20 protein-coding genes and 4 pseudogenes are annotated in these 24,911 nt (G+C 63.2%); 10 read left to right on the top strand and 14 right to left on the bottom strand.

What is annotated here, in order from left to right:
• Positions 1-35: 35 nt before the first annotated feature.
• Positions 36-1,401, bottom strand: a pseudogene (locus M1B35_RS03530) (MFS transporter).
• 131 nt (positions 1,402-1,532) lie between these two features.
• Here M1B35_RS03530 and M1B35_RS03525 point away from each other — a divergent pair.
• Positions 1,533-2,441, top strand: a complete 909-nt coding sequence (locus tag M1B35_RS03525) for a LysR family transcriptional regulator (protein ID WP_268261234.1) — start codon at positions 1,533-1,535, stop codon at positions 2,439-2,441.
• A 17-nt stretch (positions 2,442-2,458) separates the two neighbouring features.
• On the opposite strand, the gene M1B35_RS03520 is transcribed toward M1B35_RS03525, so the two are convergent.
• The 3 genes and pseudogenes from M1B35_RS03520 to M1B35_RS32100 form a co-directional block, all read right to left on the bottom strand.
• A complete protein-coding gene (locus M1B35_RS03520) occupies positions 2,459-3,058 on the bottom strand; it encodes a flavin reductase family protein (protein ID WP_268261233.1) in 600 nt (199 codons plus the stop codon).
• Positions 3,059-3,146: 88 nt separating this feature from the next.
• A pseudogene (locus tag M1B35_RS32105) lies at positions 3,147-3,578 on the bottom strand (methyl-accepting chemotaxis protein); the annotation flags it as partial.
• 108 nt (positions 3,579-3,686) lie between these two features.
• A pseudogene (locus tag M1B35_RS32100) lies at positions 3,687-4,463 on the bottom strand (PAS domain-containing protein); the annotation flags it as partial.
• 193 nt (positions 4,464-4,656) lie between these two features.
• On the opposite strand from M1B35_RS32100, the gene M1B35_RS03510 reads away from it, so the two are divergent.
• Positions 4,657-5,130, top strand: a complete 474-nt coding sequence (locus M1B35_RS03510; protein WP_268261231.1) for a RidA family protein — start codon at positions 4,657-4,659, stop codon at positions 5,128-5,130.
• Between the two features lie 34 nt (positions 5,131-5,164).
• Entirely contained in the window at positions 5,165-5,593 is a 429-nt protein-coding gene (locus tag M1B35_RS03505; protein WP_268261230.1) for a lysozyme inhibitor LprI family protein, read from the top strand.
• Between the two features lie 22 nt (positions 5,594-5,615).
• On the opposite strand, the gene M1B35_RS03500 is transcribed toward M1B35_RS03505, so the two are convergent.
• Positions 5,616-6,071, bottom strand: coding sequence for a hypothetical protein (locus M1B35_RS03500; protein ID WP_268261229.1), 456 nt, complete (start codon positions 6,069-6,071; stop codon positions 5,616-5,618).
• Between the two features lie 246 nt (positions 6,072-6,317).
• Positions 6,318-7,637, bottom strand: coding sequence for an MFS transporter (locus M1B35_RS03495; protein ID WP_268261228.1), 1,320 nt, complete (start codon positions 7,635-7,637; stop codon positions 6,318-6,320).
• A gap of 178 nt (positions 7,638-7,815) precedes the next feature.
• On the opposite strand from M1B35_RS03495, the gene panB reads away from it, so the two are divergent.
• Positions 7,816-8,643: a 3-methyl-2-oxobutanoate hydroxymethyltransferase gene (gene panB / locus M1B35_RS03490; protein ID WP_268261227.1), complete on the top strand. Its 828-nt coding sequence runs from the start codon at positions 7,816-7,818 to the stop codon at positions 8,641-8,643.
• Here the strand turns inward: panB and M1B35_RS03485 are convergent.
• Both M1B35_RS03485 and M1B35_RS03480 read right to left on the bottom strand, forming a co-directional pair.
• A complete protein-coding gene (locus M1B35_RS03485; RefSeq protein WP_268261226.1) occupies positions 8,619-10,016 on the bottom strand; it encodes an aminotransferase-like domain-containing protein in 1,398 nt (465 codons plus the stop codon). The two genes, panB and M1B35_RS03485, sit on opposite strands and share 25 nt — an antisense overlap.
• Positions 10,017-10,020: 4 nt before the next feature.
• Positions 10,021-10,254, bottom strand: a complete 234-nt coding sequence (locus M1B35_RS03480; protein WP_268261225.1) for a helix-hairpin-helix domain-containing protein — start codon at positions 10,252-10,254, stop codon at positions 10,021-10,023.
• A gap of 237 nt (positions 10,255-10,491) precedes the next feature.
• Between M1B35_RS03480 and M1B35_RS03475 the strand changes: the two genes are divergently transcribed.
• Both M1B35_RS03475 and M1B35_RS03470 read left to right on the top strand, forming a co-directional pair.
• The gene (locus tag M1B35_RS03475) at positions 10,492-12,192 is read left to right on the top strand and encodes an acid phosphatase (protein ID WP_268261224.1); all 1,701 of its coding nucleotides are present in this window, start codon (positions 10,492-10,494) and stop codon (positions 12,190-12,192) included.
• Positions 12,193-12,344: 152 nt separating this feature from the next.
• Positions 12,345-13,517 carry a hypothetical protein gene (locus M1B35_RS03470; protein WP_268261223.1) on the top strand — a complete coding sequence of 391 codons (1,173 nt, stop codon included), beginning with the start codon at positions 12,345-12,347 and terminating at the stop codon, positions 13,515-13,517.
• An 83-nt stretch (positions 13,518-13,600) separates the two neighbouring features.
• Here M1B35_RS03470 and can read toward each other — a convergent pair whose 3' ends face one another.
• A complete protein-coding gene (can, locus tag M1B35_RS03465) occupies positions 13,601-14,245 on the bottom strand; it encodes a carbonate dehydratase (RefSeq protein WP_123337927.1) in 645 nt (214 codons plus the stop codon).
• Between the two features lie 153 nt (positions 14,246-14,398).
• Between can and M1B35_RS03460 the strand changes: the two genes are divergently transcribed.
• Entirely contained in the window at positions 14,399-14,731 is a 333-nt protein-coding gene (locus tag M1B35_RS03460) for a serine kinase/phosphatase (protein WP_268261222.1), read from the top strand.
• Between the two features lie 108 nt (positions 14,732-14,839).
• On the opposite strand, the gene rimI is transcribed toward M1B35_RS03460, so the two are convergent.
• Complete coding sequence (gene rimI / locus M1B35_RS03455) at positions 14,840-15,292, bottom strand: ribosomal protein S18-alanine N-acetyltransferase (RefSeq protein ID WP_123337931.1); 453 nt, start codon at positions 15,290-15,292, stop codon at positions 14,840-14,842.
• Entirely contained in the window at positions 15,289-16,098 is an 810-nt protein-coding gene (locus M1B35_RS03450; RefSeq protein WP_268261221.1) for an energy transducer TonB, read from the bottom strand. The genes rimI and M1B35_RS03450 overlap by 4 nt, the downstream gene beginning before the upstream one ends.
• A gap of 178 nt (positions 16,099-16,276) precedes the next feature.
• On the opposite strand from M1B35_RS03450, the gene mksB reads away from it, so the two are divergent.
• From mksB to mksF, 3 genes and pseudogenes are all read left to right on the top strand, one after another.
• Complete coding sequence (mksB, locus tag M1B35_RS03445) at positions 16,277-17,557, top strand: Mks condensin complex protein MksB (RefSeq protein WP_123337965.1); 1,281 nt, start codon at positions 16,277-16,279, stop codon at positions 17,555-17,557.
• Complete coding sequence (mksE, locus tag M1B35_RS03440) at positions 17,547-18,254, top strand: Mks condensin complex protein MksE (RefSeq protein ID WP_123337935.1); 708 nt, start codon at positions 17,547-17,549, stop codon at positions 18,252-18,254. Before mksB ends, mksE begins: the two co-directional genes overlap by 11 nt.
• Positions 18,251-21,087 (top strand): annotated as a pseudogene (gene mksF, locus M1B35_RS03435) (Mks condensin complex protein MksF). Before mksE ends, mksF begins: the two are co-directional and overlap by 4 nt.
• 136 nt (positions 21,088-21,223) lie before the next feature.
• Here the strand turns inward: mksF and M1B35_RS03430 are convergent.
• Genes M1B35_RS03430 through M1B35_RS03420 form a run of 3 tightly spaced genes read right to left on the bottom strand, consistent with a single transcriptional unit; the run spans position 21,224 to position 24,789 of the window.
• Positions 21,224-23,527 (bottom strand): PqiB family protein, encoded by a 2,304-nt coding sequence (locus M1B35_RS03430; protein WP_123337940.1) that lies wholly within the window; start codon positions 23,525-23,527, stop codon positions 21,224-21,226.
• Positions 23,520-24,143: a paraquat-inducible protein A gene (locus M1B35_RS03425; RefSeq protein ID WP_123337942.1), complete on the bottom strand. Its 624-nt coding sequence runs from the start codon at positions 24,141-24,143 to the stop codon at positions 23,520-23,522. The genes M1B35_RS03430 and M1B35_RS03425 overlap by 8 nt, the downstream gene beginning before the upstream one ends.
• Positions 24,130-24,789: a paraquat-inducible protein A gene (locus M1B35_RS03420; protein WP_268261220.1), complete on the bottom strand. Its 660-nt coding sequence runs from the start codon at positions 24,787-24,789 to the stop codon at positions 24,130-24,132. The genes M1B35_RS03425 and M1B35_RS03420 overlap by 14 nt, the downstream gene beginning before the upstream one ends.
• Between the last annotated feature and the right edge of the window lie 122 nt (positions 24,790-24,911).

The following is a 24,911-nucleotide window of genomic DNA, read 5'->3' as shown; positions in this document are numbered from 1 at the left end:
GCGCTCTGCGGCATACGCCCTGAGGAGCAGGGGGCTCAGCCGGCCTCGGCGCAGCGCAACAGTGCCGCCGAGGGCTGGCGCAGGCGCCACGCCAGTGCCGCGCCGAACAACGCCAGCAAGGCGCTCGCCGCCACCGCCAGTTGAATGCCGTGGGCCAGGTCGCTGGACTGGGTTGCAGCATTGGCCAGGGACACCAACAACGCCAACCCCAGCGCCCCACCAATCTGCTGGCTGGTGGACGCCATGCCCGCCGCCACACCTTGTTCCGTCGCGGCAATGCCCTGCCCGGCCGCCACCCACATGCCGGTCCACGTCATGCCCTGGCCCAGACTCAGGACCACGATGCCCGGCAACAGCCCCCAGAACCCCTGCCCCTGAGGCAGGGCCCACGCCACCAGGGCAATGCCCAAGGCACCGGCCAGCAGCCCGCTGACCAAGGTGCCGCGCAGGCCAAACCGTCGCAGCATGCGCTCGGCCAGCCAGATGCCCAGGGTGCAGACCAGAGTCGACGGCAGGAAGGCCAGGCCGCTGAGCAACACGCTGTAGCCGTAGACCTGCTGGAAGTACAAGGCCAGGAAGTAGTACTGCACGCCGAAGCTGCTCATGAACAAACCGGTGAGCCACATCGACAGGCGCAAACCGCGATGCTGGAACAGCCGCAAAGGCATCAGCGGGTCATGGCCACGCTGCTCGATCCAGGCGAACAGCCCCAGCAGGGTCAAGGCCAGCGCCATGCAGCCCAGGGTCGCCGGCGCCGTCCAGCCCCACTCGGGCGCCTGGACGATGGAGAACACCAGCAAGGTGCCGCCCAGGGTCACCGTCAACGCACCGCTCACATCGAAATGCCGACCGGGTTGCGCCGGCGGGTCGGCGGGAATCCAGCGCCAGGCCAGCAAGCCACAGGCACCGGCCAACGGCACATTGACCAGAAACACCGCCTCCCACCCCAGCCACTGAGTCAGCACACCGCCAAGCAATGCCCCCAGGGCCAGGCCGGCGCCGAGGCGCGCTCCACACGGCGAAGGCGCGGTTGCGCGCCGGCCCCTCGGCGTAGTGGGTGTTGATCAGGGCCAGGGTCGCGGGGAACAGCAAGGCGCCGCCCACGCCCTGCACCGCCCGGGCCAGCACCAGCAGCAAGGCACTGCCGCCCAGGCCGCCCGCCAGGGACGCGAGGGCGAACAAGCCTTGGCCGATCATGTAAAAGCGCCGTTTGCCAAGCAGGTCCGAAGCCCGCCCACCCAGCAGCAGGAAGCCGCCGAATGCCACGCTGTAGGCACTCACCACCCATTGCAGTTGCTGCGCGGAAAAGCCCAGGTCACGGCCGATTTCCGGCAGCGCGACAAACACGATGGTGGCGTCCAGAGCGATGATCAACTGGGCGCAGGCCAGCAAGAACAGCATCCAGCCGCTGGGACGCGGCACGACGGAAGAAGGCATGGGTGGAGTCCTTGAAAGAAAAATCGGCGGCCAGTGTCACTGATGACTCAGAAATGATAAATACGGACTTTCTTCTTTCAGTAATGACTTTAATCATGGATTTGAACGCCCTGCGCCTGCTGGTCAAGGTCGCCGAAACCCGCAGTTTTACCCGGGCCGCCAGCGACCTGGGGCTGACTCAGTCCGGCCTGTCCCGAGCCATTTCACGCCTGGAGCAGCAATTGGGTGTGCGCCTGCTGCAACGCAATACCCGCAGCGTCAGCCTGACCCCGGACGGCCGGGTGCTGGTGGAGCGGGCGACGCCGTTGCTGGCGGAACTGGCCCAGACCCGCGACCTGCTGCTGGACCGCCGCGACTCGCCGAGCGGGGTGCTGAAAATCAGCACCCCGTCGTTGTACGGACGCAAGGTGGTGATGCCGGTGATCGGCGAATTGACCCAGCAATACCCCGACCTGTGTATCGAGGCGGTGATGACCGATCGCCTGGTGGACATCATTGAAGAAGGCTTCGATGCCGTGGTGCGCACCGGCCCCATCCAGGACCAGCGCTTGATTGCCCGGCGCCTGCCGCCGCTGAACTGGGTCACGGTAGCCGCCCCTGCCTACCTGGCCCGCCACGGAGCGCCGCAGACCCTCGACGACCTACAGCGACACGACTGCCTGACGGTGCGCAACCTGCACACTGGGCGCTTGGTGGAATGGCCGTTCATGGACCGGGGCAAGGAGCGGGAAGTGGCGGTGGCCGGGCGTCTGATCTTCGATATTGGCGACGCCCTGGTAGACGGAGTGCTCGGCGGTTTCGGCATCGCCCAAGTGATGCAGTTCGCGGTGCAGGACGCCGTCGCCGACGGGCGCCTGGTGCCGATCCTGCAAGACTTCGCCGGGCGTAGCCGCGAGCTGTCCCTGGTGTATCCACCGTCGCGGCAATGCTCGCCCAAACTCATGGCCTTCGCCGCGGCCCTGGAGCACAGCGCAACGGCGGTTACACCGCCCTCTGAGTGCTAAGTTCTAAGTACAGCGGCTCAGTCCGCCAGGGACTTGCCGTCCAGCGCGGCACCGATGCTGAGGAAATGCCCGCCGGCCACATGGTGCAGCGTGCGCAGTGAGTCGTGCCCTTCGAAGTGCCAGCGACCGTCGCTGAACACTCGCTCATCGGCCTGGGCGGCGATCACTTCGCCCAGGAACAGATCGTACTGCTGCTGGTTGTGCGGTTCGGGCAGCAGGCGACACTCCAGCCAGGCCACACAGCCTTCCAGCAACGGCGCCTCGACCTGCTCACCGGCAAAGGTCTGCAAGCCATAGGCGCTGAACTTGTCATGGCCCGGTTCGCGGCTCAATTCCAGGCCTGACGTTGAGCCTACGGTCTGCACGATATCGGCCTGGGCCACACAAGGCACGTGCAGCACAAAGCTGCCGGAAGCCTCCAGCAGTTCGCGGGTCCAGGTGGATTTGTCGAGCACCACGGCGACTTTCGGTGGCTCGAAGTCCAGGGGCATGGCCCAGGCCGCCGCCATGATGTTGCGCTGCCCGCCATGGGCCGCGCTGACCAGCACCGTGGGCCCATGGTTGAGCAGGCGGTAGGCTTTGGACAGCGGGACCGGGCGACGCAGGGATGGGCTCATGGCAGGCTCCTGGAAAAGCAGCGATTGTAACGGCATCCGCCCGGGGGCAGCAGTCACCGTCGATGCCCCCCTCTGCGAGCCCTGAGGCTTAAGTGGACAGTTGGTTGGCGAACTGCCCCACCGCACTCACTACTTTTTGCGCTCCGTCCTGAATCTCGACGATGACCGTGCCGGCCTCGGCCGCCAGGGCCAAGCCCTGTTCGGCCTGCATTTTGCCGTCGGCCATCAGCGCTACCGCTTCACGGGCCATGTCCTGGTTCTGCCGCACCACCGTGACAATTTCCTCGGTGGCCTTGCTGGTGCGCGAGGCCAGTTGCCGGACTTCGTCGGCGACCACCGCGAAGCCCCGCCCTTGCTCACCGGCGCGGGCGGCTTCGATGGCCGCGTTGAGGGCCAGCAGGTTGGTCTGTTCGGCAATTCCGCTGATGGTTTTGACGATGGTGCCGATCACCAGCGACTGCTCGTTCAAGGCCTCGATACCGTCACCGGCCTGCTGCATGTGCTTGGCCAGGTCGCGCATCACATTCACCGCCTCGGTGACCACCGTGGTGCCACGCTGGGCACTGTTGTCGGTTTGCAGCGAGGTGCTGTAGGCGATGTTGGCCGCCTCGGCCACGGCCTGTTCCTGGTTCACCAGGTCGGTGATGTCTGTGGCGAACTTCACCACTTTGTAGAGCTTGTTATTGGCGTCCACCACCGGGTTGTAGGACGCCTCCAGCCATACGGCGCGGCCGAGGCTGTCGACACGTTTGAAACGGTGGGCAACGAACTCGCCATTGTTCAGGCGCTTCCAGAACGCTTGGTATTCCGGGCTGTTGGCATCCTGGGTTTCACAGAACATGCGGTGATGCTTGCCCTTGATCTGCGCCAGGGTGTAGCCCATGCCCTTGAGGAAGCGGTCGTTGGCGGTCAGTACGTGGCCGCTGAGGTCGAACTCGATCACCGCGGTGGAACGCACCAGGGCGCCGATCAGGTTCTCGTGTTCGCGGGAGGCTTCGATGGTGCGCGTCAGGTCGCTGGAATAGATGGCGACGTTTTTCACCCGCCCATTGGAGTCACGCACCGGCTGGGAGATCGAACGCAGCCAGGCTTCCTCGCCATTGCCCCGCAGCAGCCGCACCGCGCCGGCAAAATGTTCGCCACGGGTCAGGGTGGCCTTGAAGCGCAAATGAAACTCATCGGACTTCACATGGGCCGGCACGATATCTTCCAGGTAACGACCCACCAGGTCGCCACTTTTGTAGAGCATCTCTTGGGCGAAGTTGTGATTGACCGATTGGATCCGGCCTTCCGGGTCAAGAATGATGACCAGCATCTCGCTTTCGAGGCTGTCCCTCACTTGCTGGAGGCTCGAGAGTTCTTCGCGAAGAGCGACGAGCTCTTGCTTCAAGCGTTTGTTGAACATGGGGGACACACCGCTGGGCAGAAAGGGTTGGCAGCTTTGGGCTTAACCATCGGCGCTGAACGACTTTTCTGAAGTGCCTTTTGCCCTCGGCGGAAAAAATACTCGAGGGCTTTGGGGGAGATATCTGGCGGTATCCGGGAACAGTTATAGTCGCCTCCCGGAACAATCAACGGCGATCGACGGAGTTAGCTCAATGGACGCTTCACGTAAGGCGGTTTTCGATCAGGTAGCGGCGGAGTTGGGCTACAGCTTCGACGGTGAAATACGCATCGGCGGCAATTACGTTTCGGCGGTACGCAACGGCCATGACATTTACGTCAGCGGGCAGATTCCACGCATCGACAACCAGGTAATGGTGGTGGGTCGGGTCGGCAGCGAGGTGACCCTGGAGCAGGGGCGCCACGGGGCACAAATCTGCACCATGCGCGCCTTGGCGATTCTCGGCCAAATGCTGGGGGACCTGGAGCCGATTCGCAAAATCCTGCGCATCAATGTGTATGTGCAAAGCGCGGCCGACTTCACCCAGCAGAGCGAAGTCGCTGATGGCGCTTCCGAGGTGCTGTACCGGATCTTCGGCGACGCCGGCGTCCACACCCGGACCTCGCTGGGGGTTTATCAGTTGCCCAAGAACGCCTCGGTGGAAGTCGACATGATCGTCGCCCTGTAGAATGCGCCCTCGCTTTTCGGCCCAAGGAAGCCCCATGCGTCATCAGCCACGGCACCGCCGATTCGTTGCCGCCCTCACCCTCTTGACCTGCAGCGGCCTGGCCCCGGCCTGGGCCGCTGACCTCGATTGCCAACGCCGCCAGACCAGCGTCGAGGTAGATCGATGCGCGCACCTCGATAAGGAGCGCGCCGACGCCACGCTCAATGCCAGTTACCAGCGTTTGCTGGGGCGAGTGCAGCATCAGTACCAGGCCAGCCCGGTGCTGGAGCAGGAGTTTCTCGGCAAGCTGAAAAACGCCCAACGGGCCTGGATCAAGTACCGCGACACCAACTGCGTAGTGGAAGCCTTCGAGGTGCAGCCGGGCATGCCGGCCCACACCACCCTGATCAATGCCTGCGTGGCCCGCTTGAGCCAGGAGCGGGCGCGGGACCTGGACCAGACGCTGCCGGAGTGCTGTAGCTGAGGAGGGTGGCAAGCACAGGCAATCAGCCGGGCGGGAGCGGCGTGGTTTTGCTCGCCCGTAACCTCATGCCGTGCAGCACCAAGCAGCCCAGGGTCGTGCCCCAGGCGAAGAGCAGCATGGCCAGGGACGACTCACGTTCTCGGCGGTTTTCCTGGCACTCAAGGGCGTTCGAACACAGGGCCACACAGACCGCCGCACCGTTGAACGAGCCACTGAGCAGGTAGTCCCGCAGATAGGTGAGTTCCAGGACCTGGCCTTTGACCGTCCCGCGCTCCACCACCCAGCGCGTCAGCCCCCGCACCTCCTTCAATTGACGTCGCTCGCCGCTGTCCAGGTCCTCGGTCATCAGGCTGAAACTGTCCAGGGACACCACCCTGGCGCGAGCGCTTTCGACGCTGGCGCCCTCAAGGCCGTCGTCCGTGGTATTCAGGGTCCATAGCTGGATCAGGGCGAACACCAACCCGAGAAGGAAGGACACCAGGGCCACCTGCAGCAGGGGCGCCAAAGCTGCGAACGCTTTGCTTGTGCGAATCAAGACAGGCCTCGGACACTCAGGCGCAGGCCGCGCGATTCGGGGAGATTAGCGGGAATTTCGCCCTGGGCTAAGGGCTATTTTTCCCGCTGTTTGCGGGCCGTTGGGCGTCCTCGGCAGCGAAGGCTCTAGCCCGGGCCGACGCGTTTCTGCCAGGGCGTTACCGCCGTCGCGACAGACCGGCAGACGGCGCTATCGGCACCAGCTCTCTTGCAGCGCCGACTCTGTCGGCTCGGCCATGCGTGAGCCGAAGTAGCCGGCACTCACCACGCCCACCGTGCCCATCACCGCGCAATAGATCACGCAAATCCAGGGGCTCCAGGGCATCAGGCCGATCAACAGCAACGGCGTGGTGCTGGCCCACAGGGCGTAGGCAATGTTGTAAGTGAAGGAAATCCCGGAGACACGAATCCGCGCCGGGAACAGTCCGACCATCACCGACGGCACCGCCCCAACCACCCCGCACCCCAAACCGGCCACGGCGTAGGCCAGGCCGATCCACTCCCCGCCGCTGATCAGGCTGCCGTACAGCAGGGCAATGCCCACCGGCAGCAGCAGGCTGTAGAGCATCACCGTGCGCCAGGCGCCAATGCGGTCGACGATCAACCCGGCCAACACACAACCGATGTTCAGGAACACGATGCCCAGGCTGCTCAAGGCAAAGGTGTGGCTGGCGGTCATGCCGAAGGTTTTCTGCATCATGGTCGGGGTGATGACCACGAACACCACCACCGCCGAGGTCAGGACACAGGTGAGGATCAGCGCCGGCAGCATGGCCAGGCGATGCTCCCGCAGCACGGTGCGCAAGGGCAGTTCGGTGGCCGCCTCGCGCTGGGCCTGCAAGGCCATGAACACCGGGGTTTCACTGAGCCAGCGGCGTAACCAGACACCGATCACGCCGAACAGCCCCCCCAGCAGGAAGGGATAACGCCAGGCCTGGTCGAGGATTTCTGCGGGGGTAAAGGCCTGGGCCAGCAAGGTCGCGGTCAAGGCCCCGATCAGGTAGCCAAAGGTCAGCCCGGCCTGGAGGAAACCCAAGGCATAACCGCGATGCCCTGGCGGCGCGTGCTCGGCGACAAACACCCAGGCACTGGGCACCTCGCCGCCTACTGCGGCGCCTTGCAGCACCCGCAGCACCAGCAACAACAGCGGCGCGAAATAACCGATCTGCGCGTAGGTCGGCATGATGCCGATCAGCAGGCACGGCAGCGCCATCATCAAGATGCTCAGGCTGAAGACCTTCTTGCGCCCCAGGCGATCAGCGAAGTGGGCCATGAGGATGCCGCCCAGGGGCCGCGCCAGGTAGCCGGTGACAAAGATCCCGAAGCTTTGCAGCAGGCGCAGCCACTCGGGCATTTCCGGCGGGAAGAACAGCTGGCTCAGGGTCAGGGCAAAGAACACGAAGATGATGAAATCGTAGATTTCCAGCGCGCCACCCAAGGCCGCAAGGCCCAGGGTTTTATAGTCGGACCGGGAAAACGGCGCCGGTCGCGTCTCTGGAGGCAAAGGCATAGCAGTCACTCTGTAGGGGGGACAGAAACCAAGGCGCCAATGGTCTACGCAAAAACAGCCAGGAACAACCCGAACCCGTAACTGGGTCTATTTTTAGCCAATTTCTGTGCATTGAATCCCTTTGGGCAGCAGCAATAATCGGCAACTTTCCAAACCGCAGCAGAACAGGAAAGCCGCCATGAGCATCCATACCCGCACCCGCCGCCTGACCGTACCGCAACTGGTGGCGATGAAAGGCCGGCAGAAAATCGTCTCCCTGACCGCCTACACCAGCCACATGGCCCGGCTGATGGATCCGTTTGTCGACTTCGTGCTGATCGGCGACTCCACGGCCATGGTCGGCTACGGCCGCACCTCGACCCTGGACATGAGCCTTGAGGAAATCATCGCCCACAGCCGCGCCGTGGTCACCAGCACCCGCCTGGCCTGTGTGATCGCCGACATGCCATTTGGCAGTTACCAGGAGTCGCCGCAACAGGCTTACCGCAACTGCGCCCAGGTGCTGGCGCGGACCGGCTGCGACGCGGTCAAGCTTGAAGGCGGCAAGGCCCTGGCGCCGACCGTGGAGTTTCTGGTGCAACGGGGCATTCCGGTGATGGCCCACATCGGCCTGATGCCCCAGTACGTCAACGCCATGGGCGGGTTCAAGGCGCAAGGCATGAATGAAGCCACGGCCCGAGCGATTGAAGACGACGCCCGCGCCCACCTCGCCTCTGGCGCTTTCAGCCTGCTGCTGGAAGGGGTAGCGGAACCGGTGGCCCGGCGCATCAGCCAGTTCTCCGCCATGCCGACCATCGGCATCGGCGCTTCCCCGGCCTGCGACGGACAGGTGCTGGTCACCGAGGACCTGCTGGGCCTGGGCGGCGAGCAGGTGCCGCGCTTCGTCAAGCAATACGCCGACGCAGCCGCGCTGATCAGTCAGGCCTGCGAGCGCTTTGCCGCCGAAGTGCGCGACGGGCAGTTTCCCGAGGCGCAGCACTGCTATGGCGTCGGGCAGGGTTCCTGATCGATTGCCTGGGCCAGGGCCTGGATGGCGCCCGGAATATCCTGGCGCCAGTCGAGGGTGTAGCTCAGGCGCAGGTGATGCCGCCACAGGCCCTGCTGGCTGAACATTGCCCCGGGGGCGATGACCAGGCCCTGGGCCAACAGGCGCTGGTACACCTGGCGCATCTCCACCGGGCGCTGGGCCTCGACCCATAAGGTCGCGCCACCGGCCGCCGGCTGTGCCTGCAATTGCTGACAGGCATGTTCCTGAAGCAGGCCCTGCATCTGGCCCATGCGCTCGCGCAACAGCACCCGCAGTTTCAGCAAATGCTGGTCGACTCGCCCGGAGCTGAACAGCCGGGCCACAGCCTGCTGGCGCAGCGGTGACAGGCGAAAGGCCCGTTCGAGGAACTGCCGGTGCAGGCGCTGGCCATGCCCACGGGTCAGCACGTAGCTGAACGGAGCCTCGGCGCCAATCCGCTTGTCGCAAGTGGCAAACACCAACAGCCGCTCGGGGTTGGCGTAGTCACGAAAACGCACGGGGGCCGGGCTGAAACAAAACTCGCCATAGCTGTCGTTTTCAAACAGCCAGATACCTCGCTCGTCCAACCACCGGCACAGCTGTTGTTTGTCGGCGGCCGGCATCAGGCTGCCGTGGGGCACGCTAAAAGTCGATGACAGCACCACCAGGCGCACCGGCTCACGTAGCAGGAGGTCCTGCAGTTGCTGTTGATCGAAACGCCCAGCGCTGTCGAGCGGCAGTTCGATGACCCGAATATTCGCGGCGCGCAGTTGGCGCAACACCGCCCAGGAACAGGGCGACTCCACCAGCGCCACGCTGCCTGTCAGCTCCAAGGCTTGCAGCGCCAACTCCAGCAGGCTGCGCAGGTCCGGGCCCAGGTACACCTGTTCGGCCTGCCAATAGTCAGCGGTGGAGCGGGTATAGCGCTCGGCCAACACCGCGCGCAGCTCGGGTTCGCCAAAGGGCTGGTACAGCGGCGCCTGGGAGCGCGGGTACTGCCGGGTGAGCTCGCGCTCGGTCATCAGCAACGGGTTCTCCAGGGACAGCAGCATGGCCGGCGCATCGCTGCACAGCGCCAACATGCCGGGCTGGCGGGCCTGGGCGTAGACACTGTCGATCAGGCTCGGCCCATCCACCGGCAGTTGCGGCGGCGCCATTGGCACCCGGAAATAGCCCTGTTTAGGGCGGGACTGGATGCGCCCCTGGTCTTCAAGCAAGGCGTAGGCGTGCTTGATGGTCGAGATCGACACCTTCAGCCGCAGCGCCAGGGCCCGCAGCGAGGGCAGCCGCTGCTCGGCCTCGCTGGCATTGTCGATCCACTCCATCAGGTAGCGGTAAACCGCCTGATAGGCGAAGGGGGTTTCACGGCTCACCGGTTCAGGTGTCCCTGGCCATGGCGATGGCGGCCTGGATCGCTGCGCGGGCCTGGGGGCTGTTTTTCCAGCAACTGGAGCCCACCAGGGCTGAGGCCTGGGTGACGATCTCCAGGGCGTCGGCCTCGGCCAATTGCGCCAGGGAGCGGATGCCCAGTTGTTCCAGGCGACCGACCACTGTCGGGCCGACACCCTTGACCTTGAGCAGTGCCTGGCGTTCTTCCAGGGAAAATGACATTGGGGGTGTTCCTTCGCAGTCCATGGCAATCGCGCATTCTGGCACAGCTTTCACCCCCGCTCGCGCTGAGGCCCGCCGGTGACGATGTGTTTTTTCTCTCAAGGTTTTCAGAGCTTTCCCAAGGCATCTCCAGCTGGCTCCTAGCGTCTTTACGTCACCGTTGCGTCATATTCGATTGCTACCGTGCGACCGAAATATTTTGTAACGAATTGTCGAAATGACGAGCAGGGAACCGTAATGAGTGACGATAAAGAACACAGCGACACAGCCTCCTCCCCCGCCAACCAACCCACCGATACCAGCCGCCGCCGCTTCCTCGGCGGCGTAGCCGTGCTCGGCGTGGGCGCCACCTTGAGCGGCTGCGGCAACACCCGCGAGCCCCAGGGCCCGGCGCCGCAGCGCCAGCGTTCAGCAGCCGAGTTGGACCAGGTCCTCGCGGAGCAAGTGAAAACCGTGGTGGTGATCTACGCCGAAAACCGCAGTTTCAATAACCTGTTCGCCGACTTCCCGGGGCTGGAGCAGCCCCTTAGCGCACTCAAGCCCCAGGCCAGCCAGCAGCGGGACCGGGACGGCAGCCTGTTACAGACACTGCCGCCGGTGTGGGGCGGCATCCTCCAGGTCGGCCCGCAAAGCCTGGATGGCGTGACGTACCCGGTGGGCACCCAGTTCCAGGAACACCTGCCCAACGCGCCCTTCGCCCTCAAGGGCCCTGGCGGCGAGGACTTGCCACTGGGGTTGGTGACCCGTGACCTATGGCACGTGTTCTATCAGAACCAGATGCAGATCAACGGCGGCAAGAATGACGGTTTCGTCGCCTGGGCCGATTCAGGGGCCCTGACCATGGGCCACTACTCACAAAGCCGTTACGCCTTGCGCCTGTGGGACGTGGCCCGGGAGTTCGTGCTTTGCGACAACTTCTTCCAGGGCGCCTTCGGTGGCTCCTTCCTCAACCACCAGTACCTGATCAGCGCGACCGTGCCGTTCTACCCGGACGCAACGAATTCGGTGGCCAAGTCGATGATCGCCACCCTGCAAAGCGATGATCCGAGCGACACGCGCCTCAAGCCACTGGACGGGTCGCCGGCCAGTGCCATGAGCGGCCCGCCGCAGTTCGGGCCCAGCGCCCTGACCCCGGACGGTTACGCGGTAAACACCATGGCCCCGCCCTATTGGCCGACCTGGATCCGCGACCCTGAGCGCCCGGACTACGCCAAGGCCGACCTGCCCAGCGTGCTGGTGCCGCAAACCCACGAACACATCGGCGACAAGCTGTCGAAAAACAACGTCGACTGGGCCTGGTACGGCGGCGCCTGGCAAGCGACCCTCGAGCAGTTCAAGGAGTCGGCGGGCATTCCGAAGATCCCCAACTTCCAGTACCACCACCAACCGTTCAACTACTTCCTGCGCCAAGGCCCGGAGAACCCCGCCGAGCGCAGCCGGCGCCTGCGGGATGGCGGACTGGGCGACGAATCGAGCAGCAACCGGTTCTTTGCCGACGCCGAGGCCGGCAAGCTGCCCGCCGTGAGCTTCTACAAACCCCAGGGCAACCTCAACATGCACGCCGGCTACGCCGATGTGGCCGCCGGCGACCGCCACATCGCCCGGGCCCTGAAAGTGCTGCAGGAAAGCCCGCAATGGCCAAACATGGTGGTGGTGGTCACGGTGGACGAGAACGGTGGCTGGTGGGACCACGTGGCGCCGCCCAAGGGCGACCGCTGGGGCCCGGGCACGCGTATCCCGGCGCTGGTGGTGTCGCCGTTCGCCCGCAAGGGCACAGTGGATCACACGGTCTACGACACCGCCTCGATCCTGCGGTTGATCACCCGGGTGTTCAAGCTGGAGACCCTCGACGGCATCAAGCAGCGTGACCAGCAGATGATCACCCGCGGCCAGACGCCCATGGGTGACCTGACCAACGCCTTGCAATTCCAAAGTTGATACGGCGCCGCACCAGGGCGATGCGCACGGCGCGCATCGCCCTGGATGACGGTGTGGATATTTTTTTCAGCACCCCGTTTTTTCCCCTCGGCTCTGTGCTTCAGTAAGGGTCGCCCTGTCTGTGAGGGGCCCACGCTGAAAAGGATCTGAGCATGTTCAAACCCGCAGGCCTGTACCTCGCCCTGGCGGCCCTCTCCCTGAGTGCCACCGCCCACGCCGATGCTGACATCAAGCTGGGGGATACCCAGCGCGTCACCCGGCTTTTCGCCTACCCCAACAACTGCAATGTGATCTGTTTCCGTAACTGGACACTGGAACAGACCGTTGAGCATTACCTGACCCAGAGTGTGCAGCGCGATGGCTACAGCGCCGCCAAGGTCAAGGTGGCCAGCGATAACGACCAACTGTACGCGCACATCAGCGGCGTGCCCGCCGACTATGCAAAACCCTTGAGCGCCCTGCTCGACGCCGGCGACCTGGCCTATAACGGTGCCTACCGGCTCAACGCCGACGGCAAGTGGGCCTACAGTTGGTACCTGTTCCTGCCCCTGGGTATGGCCCTGGAAAACCGCAAGAGCGTCGAGTTGCTGCACTTCCCACCCGACTACTCGCTGACCCGCGCCCAGGATTACCTCGAATCGGCCACCACTGATCGCTGGGCCACCTTGCTGACGGCCAACGGCATTGCCAGCGAGCAAACCCCGGCCTACCAGACCATCATCGACATCGCCCCGATTGCCGCACCGTCCAGTGCCGGCAAGGACCTGGAAGGGGTCTACGACTACTTCAAGGATTACCAGACCACCATGGTCAAGGAGGTCAGCCGGAATGCCCAAGGCGCAGCGCTGCCCATGGTGGCCTTCGGCGCACCGGTGCGGAACTGGATCAAGCAGCAATACGGCGTCACGGTGAACGTGCTGGGCCTGGGGCAGATCAGCCCGAGCGAAGGGCTCAAGGTGCCGGTGCTGGGTTCCAACCACCCGAGCTACATCTGGTACGCGGCGGACCCGGCGAACTACGACAACGACCAGGCCAAAGCCGATGCGGCGGGCTTGAAGGTGATGGGGCAAGACTTGAGCGCCGCCTGTTGGCAAGCGGCCATGGGCAGCACACCGGGCAGCGACGCCGCGGCGCAACTGCAGCGCTGTACGCAAACCTGGCAAGTAACCCAGAAGGAAAAGACCTGCGAGCTGTTCTACACCTCGGTGCGCAACCTGACGCAGGAACAGGCCCAGGCGCAATGCACCAGCGCGCCGATCAAGACTCAACTGCAACAACTGAAAGCACCGGCACCGTCGCCTAGCACGGCGGTGCCGACACTCTAAAGGCGCACGCCGGCGCTCACCCGTGACCGGGTGGGTGCCGGTTGGCCGGCGATAGCCCGGCGGCTATCGCCGGCAGTTCGGACCTAGGGCGCTCCGACCGGGCGCAGGCGGTACTGCGGCGGCAGTTGCTCAAAGCCGCTGATGGTCGCGTTCAGGCTCTTCCAGCGGCCATCCTTGATGCCGTAGATGCAACCGTGGATCGACAGGCTCTGCCCCCGATGCCAGGCGTTCTGCACGATGCTGGTGTGGCCGACGTTGGCCACTTGCTGAATCACATTCAACTCGCAAAGACGGTCCACGCGCTCCTCTTCCGTGGGCAATTGCCCCAGGGCGTCGCGGTGCTCGTAATACAGATCGCGAATCGAGCGCAGCCAGCCGTCGATCAACCCCAGTTGACGGTCCTGCATGGAAGCGCGCACGCCGCCACAGCCATAGTGGCCGGTGACCAGGATGTGTTTGACCTTGAGCACATCCACCGCGTACTGGATCACCGACAGGCAGTTGAGGTCGGTATGCAGCACCACGTTGGCCACATTGCGGTGCACGAACAGATCGCCCGGCAACATGCCAACGATCTCGTTGGCCGGCACCCGCGCGTCCGAACAGCCAATCCACAGGTACTCCGGGGTCTGCTGGCGGGCCAGCTTGGAGAAGAAGTCCGGGTCTTCCTGTTTGATCGCTTCGGCCCAACGCTCGTTGTTATCAATCAGATCTTGTAGTTCGTTCATGCTGTGAGGCCTCAAGAATGATGCGCTGCTTTGACAGACGACCGCCTGTCGAGGTCACGCGTTGTTCTGCAGATACCGGCCATCCCTTGCAGTGGAATCTTGAGCGGCGTCCCGGGTCCACCTCTTAAGTCCCTAAAAGTATGAGTAACCGCCATGACCGAATCACGACGTCCCTACGGGGCTCCCCAACCCGAGCCCATCGACGATAACGAAGACCGCATGGGCTCCATGGAGGAGCTGCATTTCGATGACGACGAACCCGCCGTCGGCAGCGGTGCCGGTGTCACCAGCGACGGATCCACGGACGACGACCTGAGCCCCGAAACCCTGATCCATGAAGACGGCGCCCGCTCCGCCCGGGAAGCCGGCGGCGATAAACCGGCAGACTGGGATTTGAGTATTGTCGATGGCGCGGACATTGGTGGCGGCGCCGGCCTGGATGAAGCCGAACTGGCCCGCCGCGACCCACTGGACGGCAACCCCTGAGGCCCTTGCCGGCGATTGGGCCTTGAGCCTTGCACCGTTGTCAGTGACGCCATCGCTGGCAAGCCCGCTCCTACGACCGCCTCTATGTGGGAGCTGGCTTGCCGGCTATCAATCCACCAGAGTGCAGGCCATGACCAGGGCGTCTTCACGGCCGCCCACGGCTGGGTAGTAGTCGCGTCGTCGGCCCACTTCGTTGAAACCGTAGCGTTCATACAACCGATAAGCGGTCTGGTTGCTAGAGCGCACTTCCAGGAAGCATTCCCGTGCCTCCTTCTGGTAGGCGCGTTTCATCAGCTCCTCCAGCAGCCTCAGGCCCAGGCCACGGCCCTGGCTTTCCGGCTTGACGGTGATGTTCAGCAAATGAGCCTCGTCGATGATCACCTGGATCACCCCGTGCCCGACCTGCTGGCTGCCTTCGAACATCAGCCACACTTCGTAGGACTTGAACGCGTCCATGAAAATGCCCCGGGTCCAGGGATGGCTGAACGCCGCATATTCGATTTTCAGGATGCTATCCAGGTCCGCCTCGGTCGCCAGGCGGAAGGTCAACGCGTCACTCATTGGTCATTCTGCTCATCAGTGCTCTTCCAGCGCGCCATCAGCCGACGCATGGCTTGCCAGACATCAGCCTTACGCTGTGGCTCTTCCATTAATAGTTCCAGCCCCGGCAAGGCCCAGGCCGACCCCAGGCCTTCGACCTGAAGTTCACGGTTGTAGGATTCCGCGTTGGCCTCACCGGCAAAACGCACGGCCGGCAAGCCGATCAGCCAGACGCACACGCAAGGTTCTTCTTCGACGCGGGCACCGACAAAGGCCTGGATGAAATCCCGGGCCGCCTCGGGCCCCTGGTCCAGGTTGCCGCGAGTCAACATCGGCCAGCGTACCGGCTCGGCGAGGATCTGCGGGCTGTCCGGCAGGCCGGCGGCGCGCAACATATCCTTGAGCAGCAGGTAGGCCGGGTCGCGGCTCTGGAAGGCTTCGCCTGTGGGTAACTCCACCAACAGCAGGCAGCGCCCGGCGCGCAGCAGTTGCAAGGAGAAACGCGGCGGCTGCACCGGCGGGGCCTTGGGCACCTGGGGGACGGTGGGCGTTTCTTCGGCAACTGGCTTGGCAGCGCCCTTGGCGGCACTGCTGGACGGCCGCGGCACCTCGATTTTCGGCCGCTCGCTGGGCTTGCCCTGGGGCTTGGCCACCGGTTCGACCGCAGCCCTGGCCGTTGGCGAGGGTGCGGGCGCCTCCACCAGCGGCTCTGGCAACGCCAGCAGCTCAGGGCGCGACGGCGCGGCAAAGGGCAATTCGGTGCGCGGCAGCCAGCTGACCACCTGCATGGCGGTCAAATAGGCGCGGCGACGGGACTCGATAAGCAAAGGTCGGCCACTTGTGGATAACTGAGGTGGGGGATTCTACCGCCCTTCGGCCAAGATCGCCCGCTGTTGATCATGAGAAAACCGACCACCAGCCCCCTGACAAGACCGGGGGTGAATCGTCGGCCCTTCGATGCAGTACAATCGCTGCTTTTCATTTGCCAACCAGCCGGCCATTCCGATGATCGAACCCAAGCGCGTCTTGCGCGCCCTCGCCGAACACTGGGCACTTCTGGAGCCGCTGTGCGAGCACTTCGACCAAGGCACCTTGAGTCTTGCCGAACTGCGTTCACAGCTGGCCGCCCAACAACTGGACAGCACGCCCCAGGACATCACCAGCCTGCTGGATGTGTGGATCCGCCTGGACATCCTGGTTCCCGTGGCCAAAAGCCCGAACCGCTTCGAACTCAATGCGCAGATCCACGACTTTCTCGCCTACCTGCGCCGCGAGCACCGCTTGGGCCTGTGCCTGGAAATCGAAGCCTACCTGCGCCATCTGGAACGCCTGGCCGGTTACATCCAGGACGCCTTCGACATCCGCGACGGCCATGACCTGGCGCGCCAATTGCGCCTGCTGGACATGCGCGTACGGGACGTACTGAAAAAACTCGCCAATGACGAACAGGCCCTGGTGGCCGTCGCCGAGCGGGCCAAGACCAGCGACCGGCAGATTCCGTTGCGCCAGCGTTATGCCGAAGTACTGGCCACCTGGGACGAATACGTCGAACCGATGATCCAGTTGGTGAACGCCGATGGCGCGTTCGAGCAAGGCGTGCGCAAGGTGGAAAACGTCCTGCTGCGCCTGCTCACCGAGCAGCAGCGCCTGGGCCAGTTAGTGGACGATGACATGCTGCTGCGCACCCACGCGCGGATCCTCGAAATGCAGACCAGCGCCCAGTTGACCCTGCGCCATGCTCGGGAACTGCTGCTGCCCCTGCGTGAAGAAGCCCGCCGGCACAACGCCGTGACCCGCGGCGCGGCGCTGGCCCTGTCGGCGATCCGTCGCAAGGGCATCGACGCCGTGCCCCAGGCGGCCATGCCTCTGTTCACCCGGCCACAGAGCACCTTCCTCGGCAGCTCCGGCCAGGTGGAAGCCTATGTGTATGCCCTGGCCCGCTTCGAACCCAAGCCGGCGCGCTTCCCCAAGGCGCACAAGAGCCACAAGGGCGGCGAAGCGCCACGAGCACCACGCACAGTCCGCGAAATGCTGGACCGCTGCGCGGACGCCCTGCCGATGCCGGACCTGATGAGCTGGCTGCTGGAGCAGGAGCCGGACGGCGCCACCGACGAACTGCTGTACTGGTTCTCGCGCCTGTCCCGGGAAAAACGCTTTACCCGCGAGCGCCTGGAGCGCCGTGATTACCACACCCACGAGCACCAGGTCAGCCTGCGCTCCTTCGCCCTGCTCTCGGCCCGTGATGACCAGCCCGAGAATTCTGCGAGCACTCCCCATGCATCTTGATCTTTCCGAACTGTCACAGCTGGCGCCGATCTTTCGCGAGCTGTTCAAGGGGTATCACGTCAGCCGCCGCGACCCGGAGCTGTACGCCCAACTGTCGAACTTCCAGGATCAGTACCGCACCCTGTTCAAGGCCCTGGGCTTTGAGCTGGTGTGCGACACCCGCGGCTTCTATTACTTCGTGCCGGACAACGCCGCCGCCCAGGTGAACAAGACCGCCCAGCGCCTGGCGCTGTTCACTTTCATCCTTGTGGAACACTTGGCCGACCAAGGCCGTGACCCGATCGCCGTGCTCGACGGCGGCAGCCTGGGCCGCGACGAACTGCCGTCGTTGCTGGAGAAGTACCGCGACCTGTTTATCCAGGCCGAAGTGCAGACCCAGGACGAACTGGAAGAAAAAATCATGCGCCGCATGACCCAACTGGGTTTTGCCGGCGAGGAGCCGGGCATCTACCGTTTCCTGCCGCCGATGCACCGTTTCCTTGATGTCTGCCTGTCGGTGCAACAGGACCGCGACTTGGCCGCCAGCCTGCACAGCGTGCTGCCGCTGCCAACCCCGGTGCTGATCGATAACGACAGCGATGAAAAACTCCTGGAAACCGATGACCCGCTAGACCTGAGCGAATTCGGCGACACCGACGAAAGTGAAGAAGACGCCCTGGCCCGTGCCATTGCCGAAGAACAGGAGCTCGACGCATGAGCAAGGAACGCTACGGCATTCGCCGCTTTGCCCTTTTGAACACCGCCGGCTACAGCCTCGGGCTGTTCCCCCTGGAAGAACCGCTGTCGGTCTATGGGGCCAACAACCTGGGTAAGTCGGCGTCAATCAACGCCCTGCAATTCCCGATTCTGGCGCGTATGTCGGACATGAGTTTCGGCAAGTACAGCCTGGAGCAATCCCGGCGTTTCTACTTCGCCTCGGACACCAGCTACATCCTGGTTGAAGTCTCGCTGCCCCACGGCCCTCACGTGATTGGCGTGGTCGGTCGCGGCCCGGGCGGCGGCTTTGGCCACCAGTTCTTCGCCTATGCGGGGCAACTGGATTTGGCTCATTACCAGAAAGACGACACCTGCCTGCGGCAGAAAGAGCTGTTCAGCAACCTTGAACGCCAGGGCCTGAAAGCCTATGAGCTCAAGCCCGATGAACTGCGCCGGCTGTTGGTGGGCGGCCATACGTCGATCCCGCTGGACCTGACCCTGATTCCGCTGCGCTCCACCAGCGAGCAGAGCCTGAAGACCTTCCGCGCGTTGTTTATCAACCTGCTGCACATGCGTGAGATCACTGCGGCCAAGCTCAAGCAACTGTTCCTCGATGCCTTCGAGCACAGCCTGCGCTCCGGCAGCGTCGACTACATCGCCGCCTGCGAAGAAGCCTTCCGCGATGTGCGGCGCATGGAGCAGGACTACAACTCCCTGGTCTCCGCCGGCCCGCTGGTGGAAGCCCTGGCCAACGGCGTGAAGCAACGCGACATCCAGCGTGGCAAGTTGCATCGCCTGTCGCCGTTGCTGGATTCGCTGCTGGGCACGTGGTCGGATTACGCCGGTGCACGCAAGGAAGAACTGACCCTGCAGGCCGAGCACTATCGCCACGAGCAGGATGCCCTGCAAAACGACCAGCGCAGCAGCACTCAGGAAATGATGCGCCTGGAGCGGGAAATCACGGGCACCCAACGCTGGCTCGGCGAGTTGTCGGTGCTCAAGCACCGCTTCGCCCTGGTGGACAATGTGAAGGTCCTGGAGCAGCAACTGCTGGCGGCCAAGGATGCTCATGATGAGCTGGCCGGCGCCCTGGCCCAGTCCCGGCAGTTCTCCGCCGAAGACTTGGATGAGCGGCTGCGGGACCTGGAAAAGCGCCTGAAGTCGGTGAAGCAGCAACTGGATCACGCCGACAACAACAGCTATGCGCGTCTGCGTGAAGAGTTCTCGCAACAGGACGTCGAGCGCCTGATGCGCCTGTTCAACAGCGCCCTGTTCAGCCTGCCGTTGGGCGAGCACGGCATTGCCCTGGACGAGGATGGCCAGTGGGTCAAATCCCTGGAGCTGATCCTCGACGGCTTCAAGGGTGAACGCTTCGAAGTGCCGGGGCTGTCCATCGACATCTCGCACATCGAGCCGCCGGCCTTGCAGGCCCTGGCTGACCGCGCCGCGTTGCGTGACCAGAAAGAGCGCCTGGAAAAAGAACTCAAGCAACTGAAGACCCAAGCCTCGGTGGTCGCCGACCGTGCGGCCAGCAAGACCCAGACCGAAGCCCTGTATCAGCAGGTGCTGGATGCACAGAAGGCCCTTGAGGACTTCCGTCGCTCCCAGACCCTGAGCGCTGAAGAAGGCGAGAAGCTGGAACAACTGGCGCAGATGGAAGCCGCCCAGGACGAACTCAAGCGCTCCAGCGACGCTTTCACCGAACGCGTCCAGCAATTGTCGGCCAAGCTGCAACTGGTGGGCCGGCAGATCGGCGACATGGAAGCCAAGCAGCGCACCCTCGACGATGCCCTGCGCCGTCGCCAACTGCTCCCGGCGGATTTGCCGTTCGGCACGCCGTTCATGGACCCGGTGGACGACTCCATGGACAACCTGCTGCCCCTGCTCAACGACTACCAGGACAGCTGGCAGGGGTTGCAGCGGGTCGATGGGCAGATCGAAGCGTTGTATGCGCAGGTACGCCTCAAGGGCGTGGCCAAGTTCGACAGCGAAGACGACGTCGAACGGCGCCTGCAACTGTTGATCAACGCCTATGCCCACCGCACCGACGAAGCCCTGACCCTGGGCAAGGCGCGCCGCGCGGCAGTGACCGATATCGCTCGGACCTTGCGCAATATCCGCAGTGACTACGACAGCCTCGAGCACCAGTTGGCGCTGTTCAACCGCGAGATCAACAAACGCCAGGTGTCCAACCTGCAGAGCTTCCGCATCGTCCTGGCGCCGAACAAGGAAGCCCTCAAGCACATCGACCAGATCATCCACAGCGCCGGCCAGTACGAGGAAGGCGAAACCCTGTCGGTATTCGACCTGAGCCAGAGTGCCGAGCAGGACAACAAGAACGAAGAGGCCAAGGAATACCTGGCGCGCCTGGTGGCTGCCAACCACAACCAGTTGGGCTTGAAGGACCTGTTCGAGCTGGCCTTTGAGATCACCAAGGTCAACGGCCAGCCGGTGATCCACACCGACATCGATGGCGCGGCGTCCAACGGCACCACCATGACCATCAAGGCGCTGACCAACATGTACCTGTTGCTGCACTTGATGGACCGCGATCAGGCCGGGCGTATTCGCCTGCCCTACTACCTCGACGAGGCGGCGGATATCGACGAGAAGAACCAGTCGGCGTTGCTGGAAACCAGCCTGCAACTGGGCTTCGTGCCGATCCTCGCCAGTGTGAAGCCACAGGTTTCGGCCCAGGTGGCCATCGACCTGGAAGGTGGCAGTGGGCGAACGGCATCTACATCGACGAGGCGGACTGGAAGTTCATCCGCCGTCACGATCAGGCCAAGGCCAGCGTGGCGGTCGAACCGCAGGCGGAGTTGGACGAAGTCTGATTTCGTAGCCCGTTGAAACGACAAAGGCCGCGTTCTTTCGAACGCGGCCTTTTTTGTGGGCGGTGGTGGTCCAGGCGATAACTATTCCGAATGCTTTACGGACGCTATCGCCGGCAAGCCGGCTCCTACAACGGGGTTATTGGGCGAGGGGGATCTTGGGGGCCCAGGTCAGCCATTCGTCCTCGAACTTGTCGAACAGGGGGAAGGTCTGTTGCGGACGTGCAGGATTGCCCATGCGTTCGCCATCTGGCGTAGCAAAGGCGATACCGCCCTGGATCAGGGTTTCCAGGGACTCGGTGCGTACCGTAGCGCCTTTGAACAGGCCAAAGTCCACGCCGAATCCGCTGCTGTTCCAGAACCGCGTTCCTCCCCGGATCAGCGGCGCGTACTTGGGTTCGATCAGGATATGGATCAACACTCGATCCGCCGTCTGCCCCAACTCGTATCCGGTAACCTTGCCGACCGCGATTTCGCGGTAAGTGACCGGCACACCGATCTTCAGCGAACCACGGCGGGCGGCGCTCAGTACCAGGCTCAGCCCAGCCTCGGGCGCAGAGGCTTCCGGCGCCTGGGGCAAGGCGACAAAATGGGTCTGCGGGCCCTGGCTTTTCACCGCTGGCTGCACTTCGATGTATTGACCCGTGACCAGGGTTTCCAGGTTGGCGGTCTTCATCAGGCCCAACTCGGGCTTGACCACCCAGAACTGGCTGCCAGCCCGGGCAATGCGCTCCGGCACTTCAGTGATCCGCGCCTTGAGCATGACCGACTGCAAGTCGGCGCTGAGGTCCACGTCTTCGATCTTGCCGACATCCAGGCCTTTGAAACGCACCGGCGTGCCAGGGCGCAAGCCATCCGCGCGGTCGACCTTGATGCTGATCAGAGTGCCCCGCTGCGCGGCTTCTTCCTGACTGGCGAACAGGCGGAAGCGCGGAATGCGTTTTTTCAGCGCCACGTTGGGTTGCGGCGTCTCAAAGGCAATACCGCCGGCCATCAGGCTTTGCAGCGATTCACTCTTGACCTGGATGCCGCCGGTCAAGCCGCCGGTCAAGGTGATGCCGCTGACATTCCAGAAGCGTGTCGAACCGTTGACCAGGTTGGCGTATTCCTTCTCGATATGGACACCGATCACCAACTGGTTACGGGTCTTGGAGAACTGGTAGCTCTGCACCGAACCGACCTTCACCTGTTTGTAGAGGATCGGGCTGCCGACATCCAGGGAGCCCAGGTTGTCGGTGAACAGCACCATGTGCAGACCAGGTGAGCGCAGGTCCAGCGGCGGCGCCTTGGCCCGGGCTTCGAATTCACGCTGAGGCGTGGCGCCTTTGTCACCAGGGCGAATGGCGATGTAGTTGCCCTTTACCAAGGCCTCCAGACCGGTGATACCGGCCAGGGAGATCGAAGGCTTGACCGTCCAGAACTGGGTGCCCTGGACCAGATAGTCCTCGGCCAATGGATCGAGGGTCAGCTCTGCCGTAGCACTGGACAGGTCCGGGTCGACCTTCAGGGCCTTGAGGCTACCGACCTGGATGCCTTTGTACATGACTGGGGTTCGCCCGGCCTGCAGCCCTTCGAAATCGCTGAGTTTGACCTTGACCCGAATCCCGGCCTGGGCGGCATCGAAGTCTTCATACAAGCGGAACGGCAGGCTTGGATCGGTGGGCGGGCTGTCCTTGCGGTTCTCCGGCGTGGCGAAAGCAATGCCGCCGGCGACGATGCTGGACAGGGACTCGCTACGAATCTTCAAGCCCGACAGGTTGGCATCGACGCTGATACCGCTGGCGTTCCAGAAACGCGTGTGTTTACGCACCAGGTTGGCGTAGGTCGGCTCGATATAGACTTTGATTTCGACAGTATTCTGGTCTTCGGACAACAGGTAGCTCTTCACCTGGCCGACCTGAATCTGTTTGTAGAACACCGGGCTGCCACGGTTCAGCGAACCCAGGCGATCAGCCTTGATGGTCAGGTGCAAACCGGGCTTGGCATCCGACAGCGGCGGCTCCTCGGCCAAGGCCTTGAACTTGCGGGTGGGCTCACCCTCCCCAGGGTTGACGGCAATGTAGTTGCCCGAGACCAGGGTTTCCAAACCGGTGATGCCTGCCAGGCTGACACTCGGCTTGACCAGCCAAAAACGGGTGTTGGTGCGCAGGTATTGCTCCACGTCCTTATTCATCTCGACGGTGGCAATGACCCCTTTGCTGGTGCCTTCGTCATCCAGGGCCAAAGTCTTGACCTTGCCCACGGGCATGCCTTTGTAGACCACCTCGGTCTTGTTTGCCTGTACGCCTTCACCGCTCTCAAAGCGGATCTGGATCTCGATGCCGGTCTGGTTATAGGCACGCCAACCCAACCAACCGCCGATCACCAGGGCAATCAGGGGTAAGACCCAGATAGCCGACCAATTGGAAGCCGGTCGGGTTTTGGCTGTAGGCAAATCACTCATGGTCGTCGTCCGACTCCGTGTTATCCCAGATCAGTCGGGGATCGAAAGTTACTGCGGCCAGCATCGTCAGGATCACTACGCTGGCAAAAGCCACCGCGCCAAGATTGGCCTCGATACTGGCGAGCCGGCCAAAGTTGACCAGGGCCACCAGGATGGCGATGACAAAGATGTCGAGCATCGACCAGCGGCCAATGAACTCGATAAAGCGGTACATGATGATCCGCTGCCGCGCCGAGAGTGGCTGATGACGCTGTACCGAAAACAACAGCAGACCGATCCCTACCAACTTGAAAGTGGGGACCAGAATACTGGCGATAAACACCACGGCGGCGATAGGAATCATCCCGTGTTGAACCAGCTGGATAACGCCGGACATGATGGTACTTGGATCACCCTGTCCCAATGAACTCACAGTCATGATCGGCAACACATTGGCCGGGATGTACAGGATGGCTGCGGTCACCAGCAGCGCCCAGGTGCGCATGATACTGTTGGGTCGACGCGCATGAACCAAGGCTCCGCAGCGGGTACAGACCTGCTCGTCGGTGTCGGGCTCCTGCTTGTTCAACTCATGGCATTCCGTGCAAATCAGAATGCCTGCATCAATCGCCCGCATGCACATCTTCTCCCGATAACGCCTGCCAGATCTGATGGGGGGACATCACCACTTCCAACCAGACCTGGACCAATAACAAGCTGATAAAACAGATGAGCCCCAGGCCCACGTTGATGACGGCCATATCCGCCAATTTGACGATGGCCACCAGCACGCCCATTAGATAAACCTCGAGCATGCCCCAATCGCGCAGGTGGTGATAAATGCGATAGAGCAACAGGCCGTAGCTGCGGCCGATATCCCAACGGATACTCAGCAACACCAGCAACTGACAGACCAGCTTGAGCAAGGGGATGCCCATGCTGCAGAGAAACACCACCGCTGCGACCCCCTGCATGCCGGTGTCGAATAACCCGACCACGCCACTCCAGACCGTATCTTCAGAAGACTGTCCGAGTAGATTGAGCTGCATGATGGGTAAAAAGTTCGCCGGGACGTACAACAACAACGCCGCGATCACCAACGCCAGACTGCGCTCGACCACGTTATGACGATGGGCGTACAACTCATAACCACAGCGGGGACACTGGGCTTTTTCACCGTGGGCGAGCTGAGGCTTATGCATCAGCAGGTCGCATTCATGGCAGGCTACCAGGTCGTCCAGTGGTAATTCTGACAACCCGGGGGCGTCAACCGGATCTGGCATAGGGGGCTCTGAGTCTGAAAAGAGTTGCGGCTATTCTAGTGTTCCGGCTCGAAAATAACTGTGCAAATTTTCGCCGAAGCAGCGCACATTTTCTTTGCGCACAAACAAAACCCCAACTGCTT

Source organism: Pseudomonas morbosilactucae (assembly GCF_023241665.1).
GTDB classification, from domain to species: domain Bacteria; phylum Pseudomonadota; class Gammaproteobacteria; order Pseudomonadales; family Pseudomonadaceae; genus Aquipseudomonas; species Aquipseudomonas morbosilactucae.
Note: the sequence above shows the minus strand (reverse complement) of the source record. Positions and strands in the feature narration are given on the sequence as shown.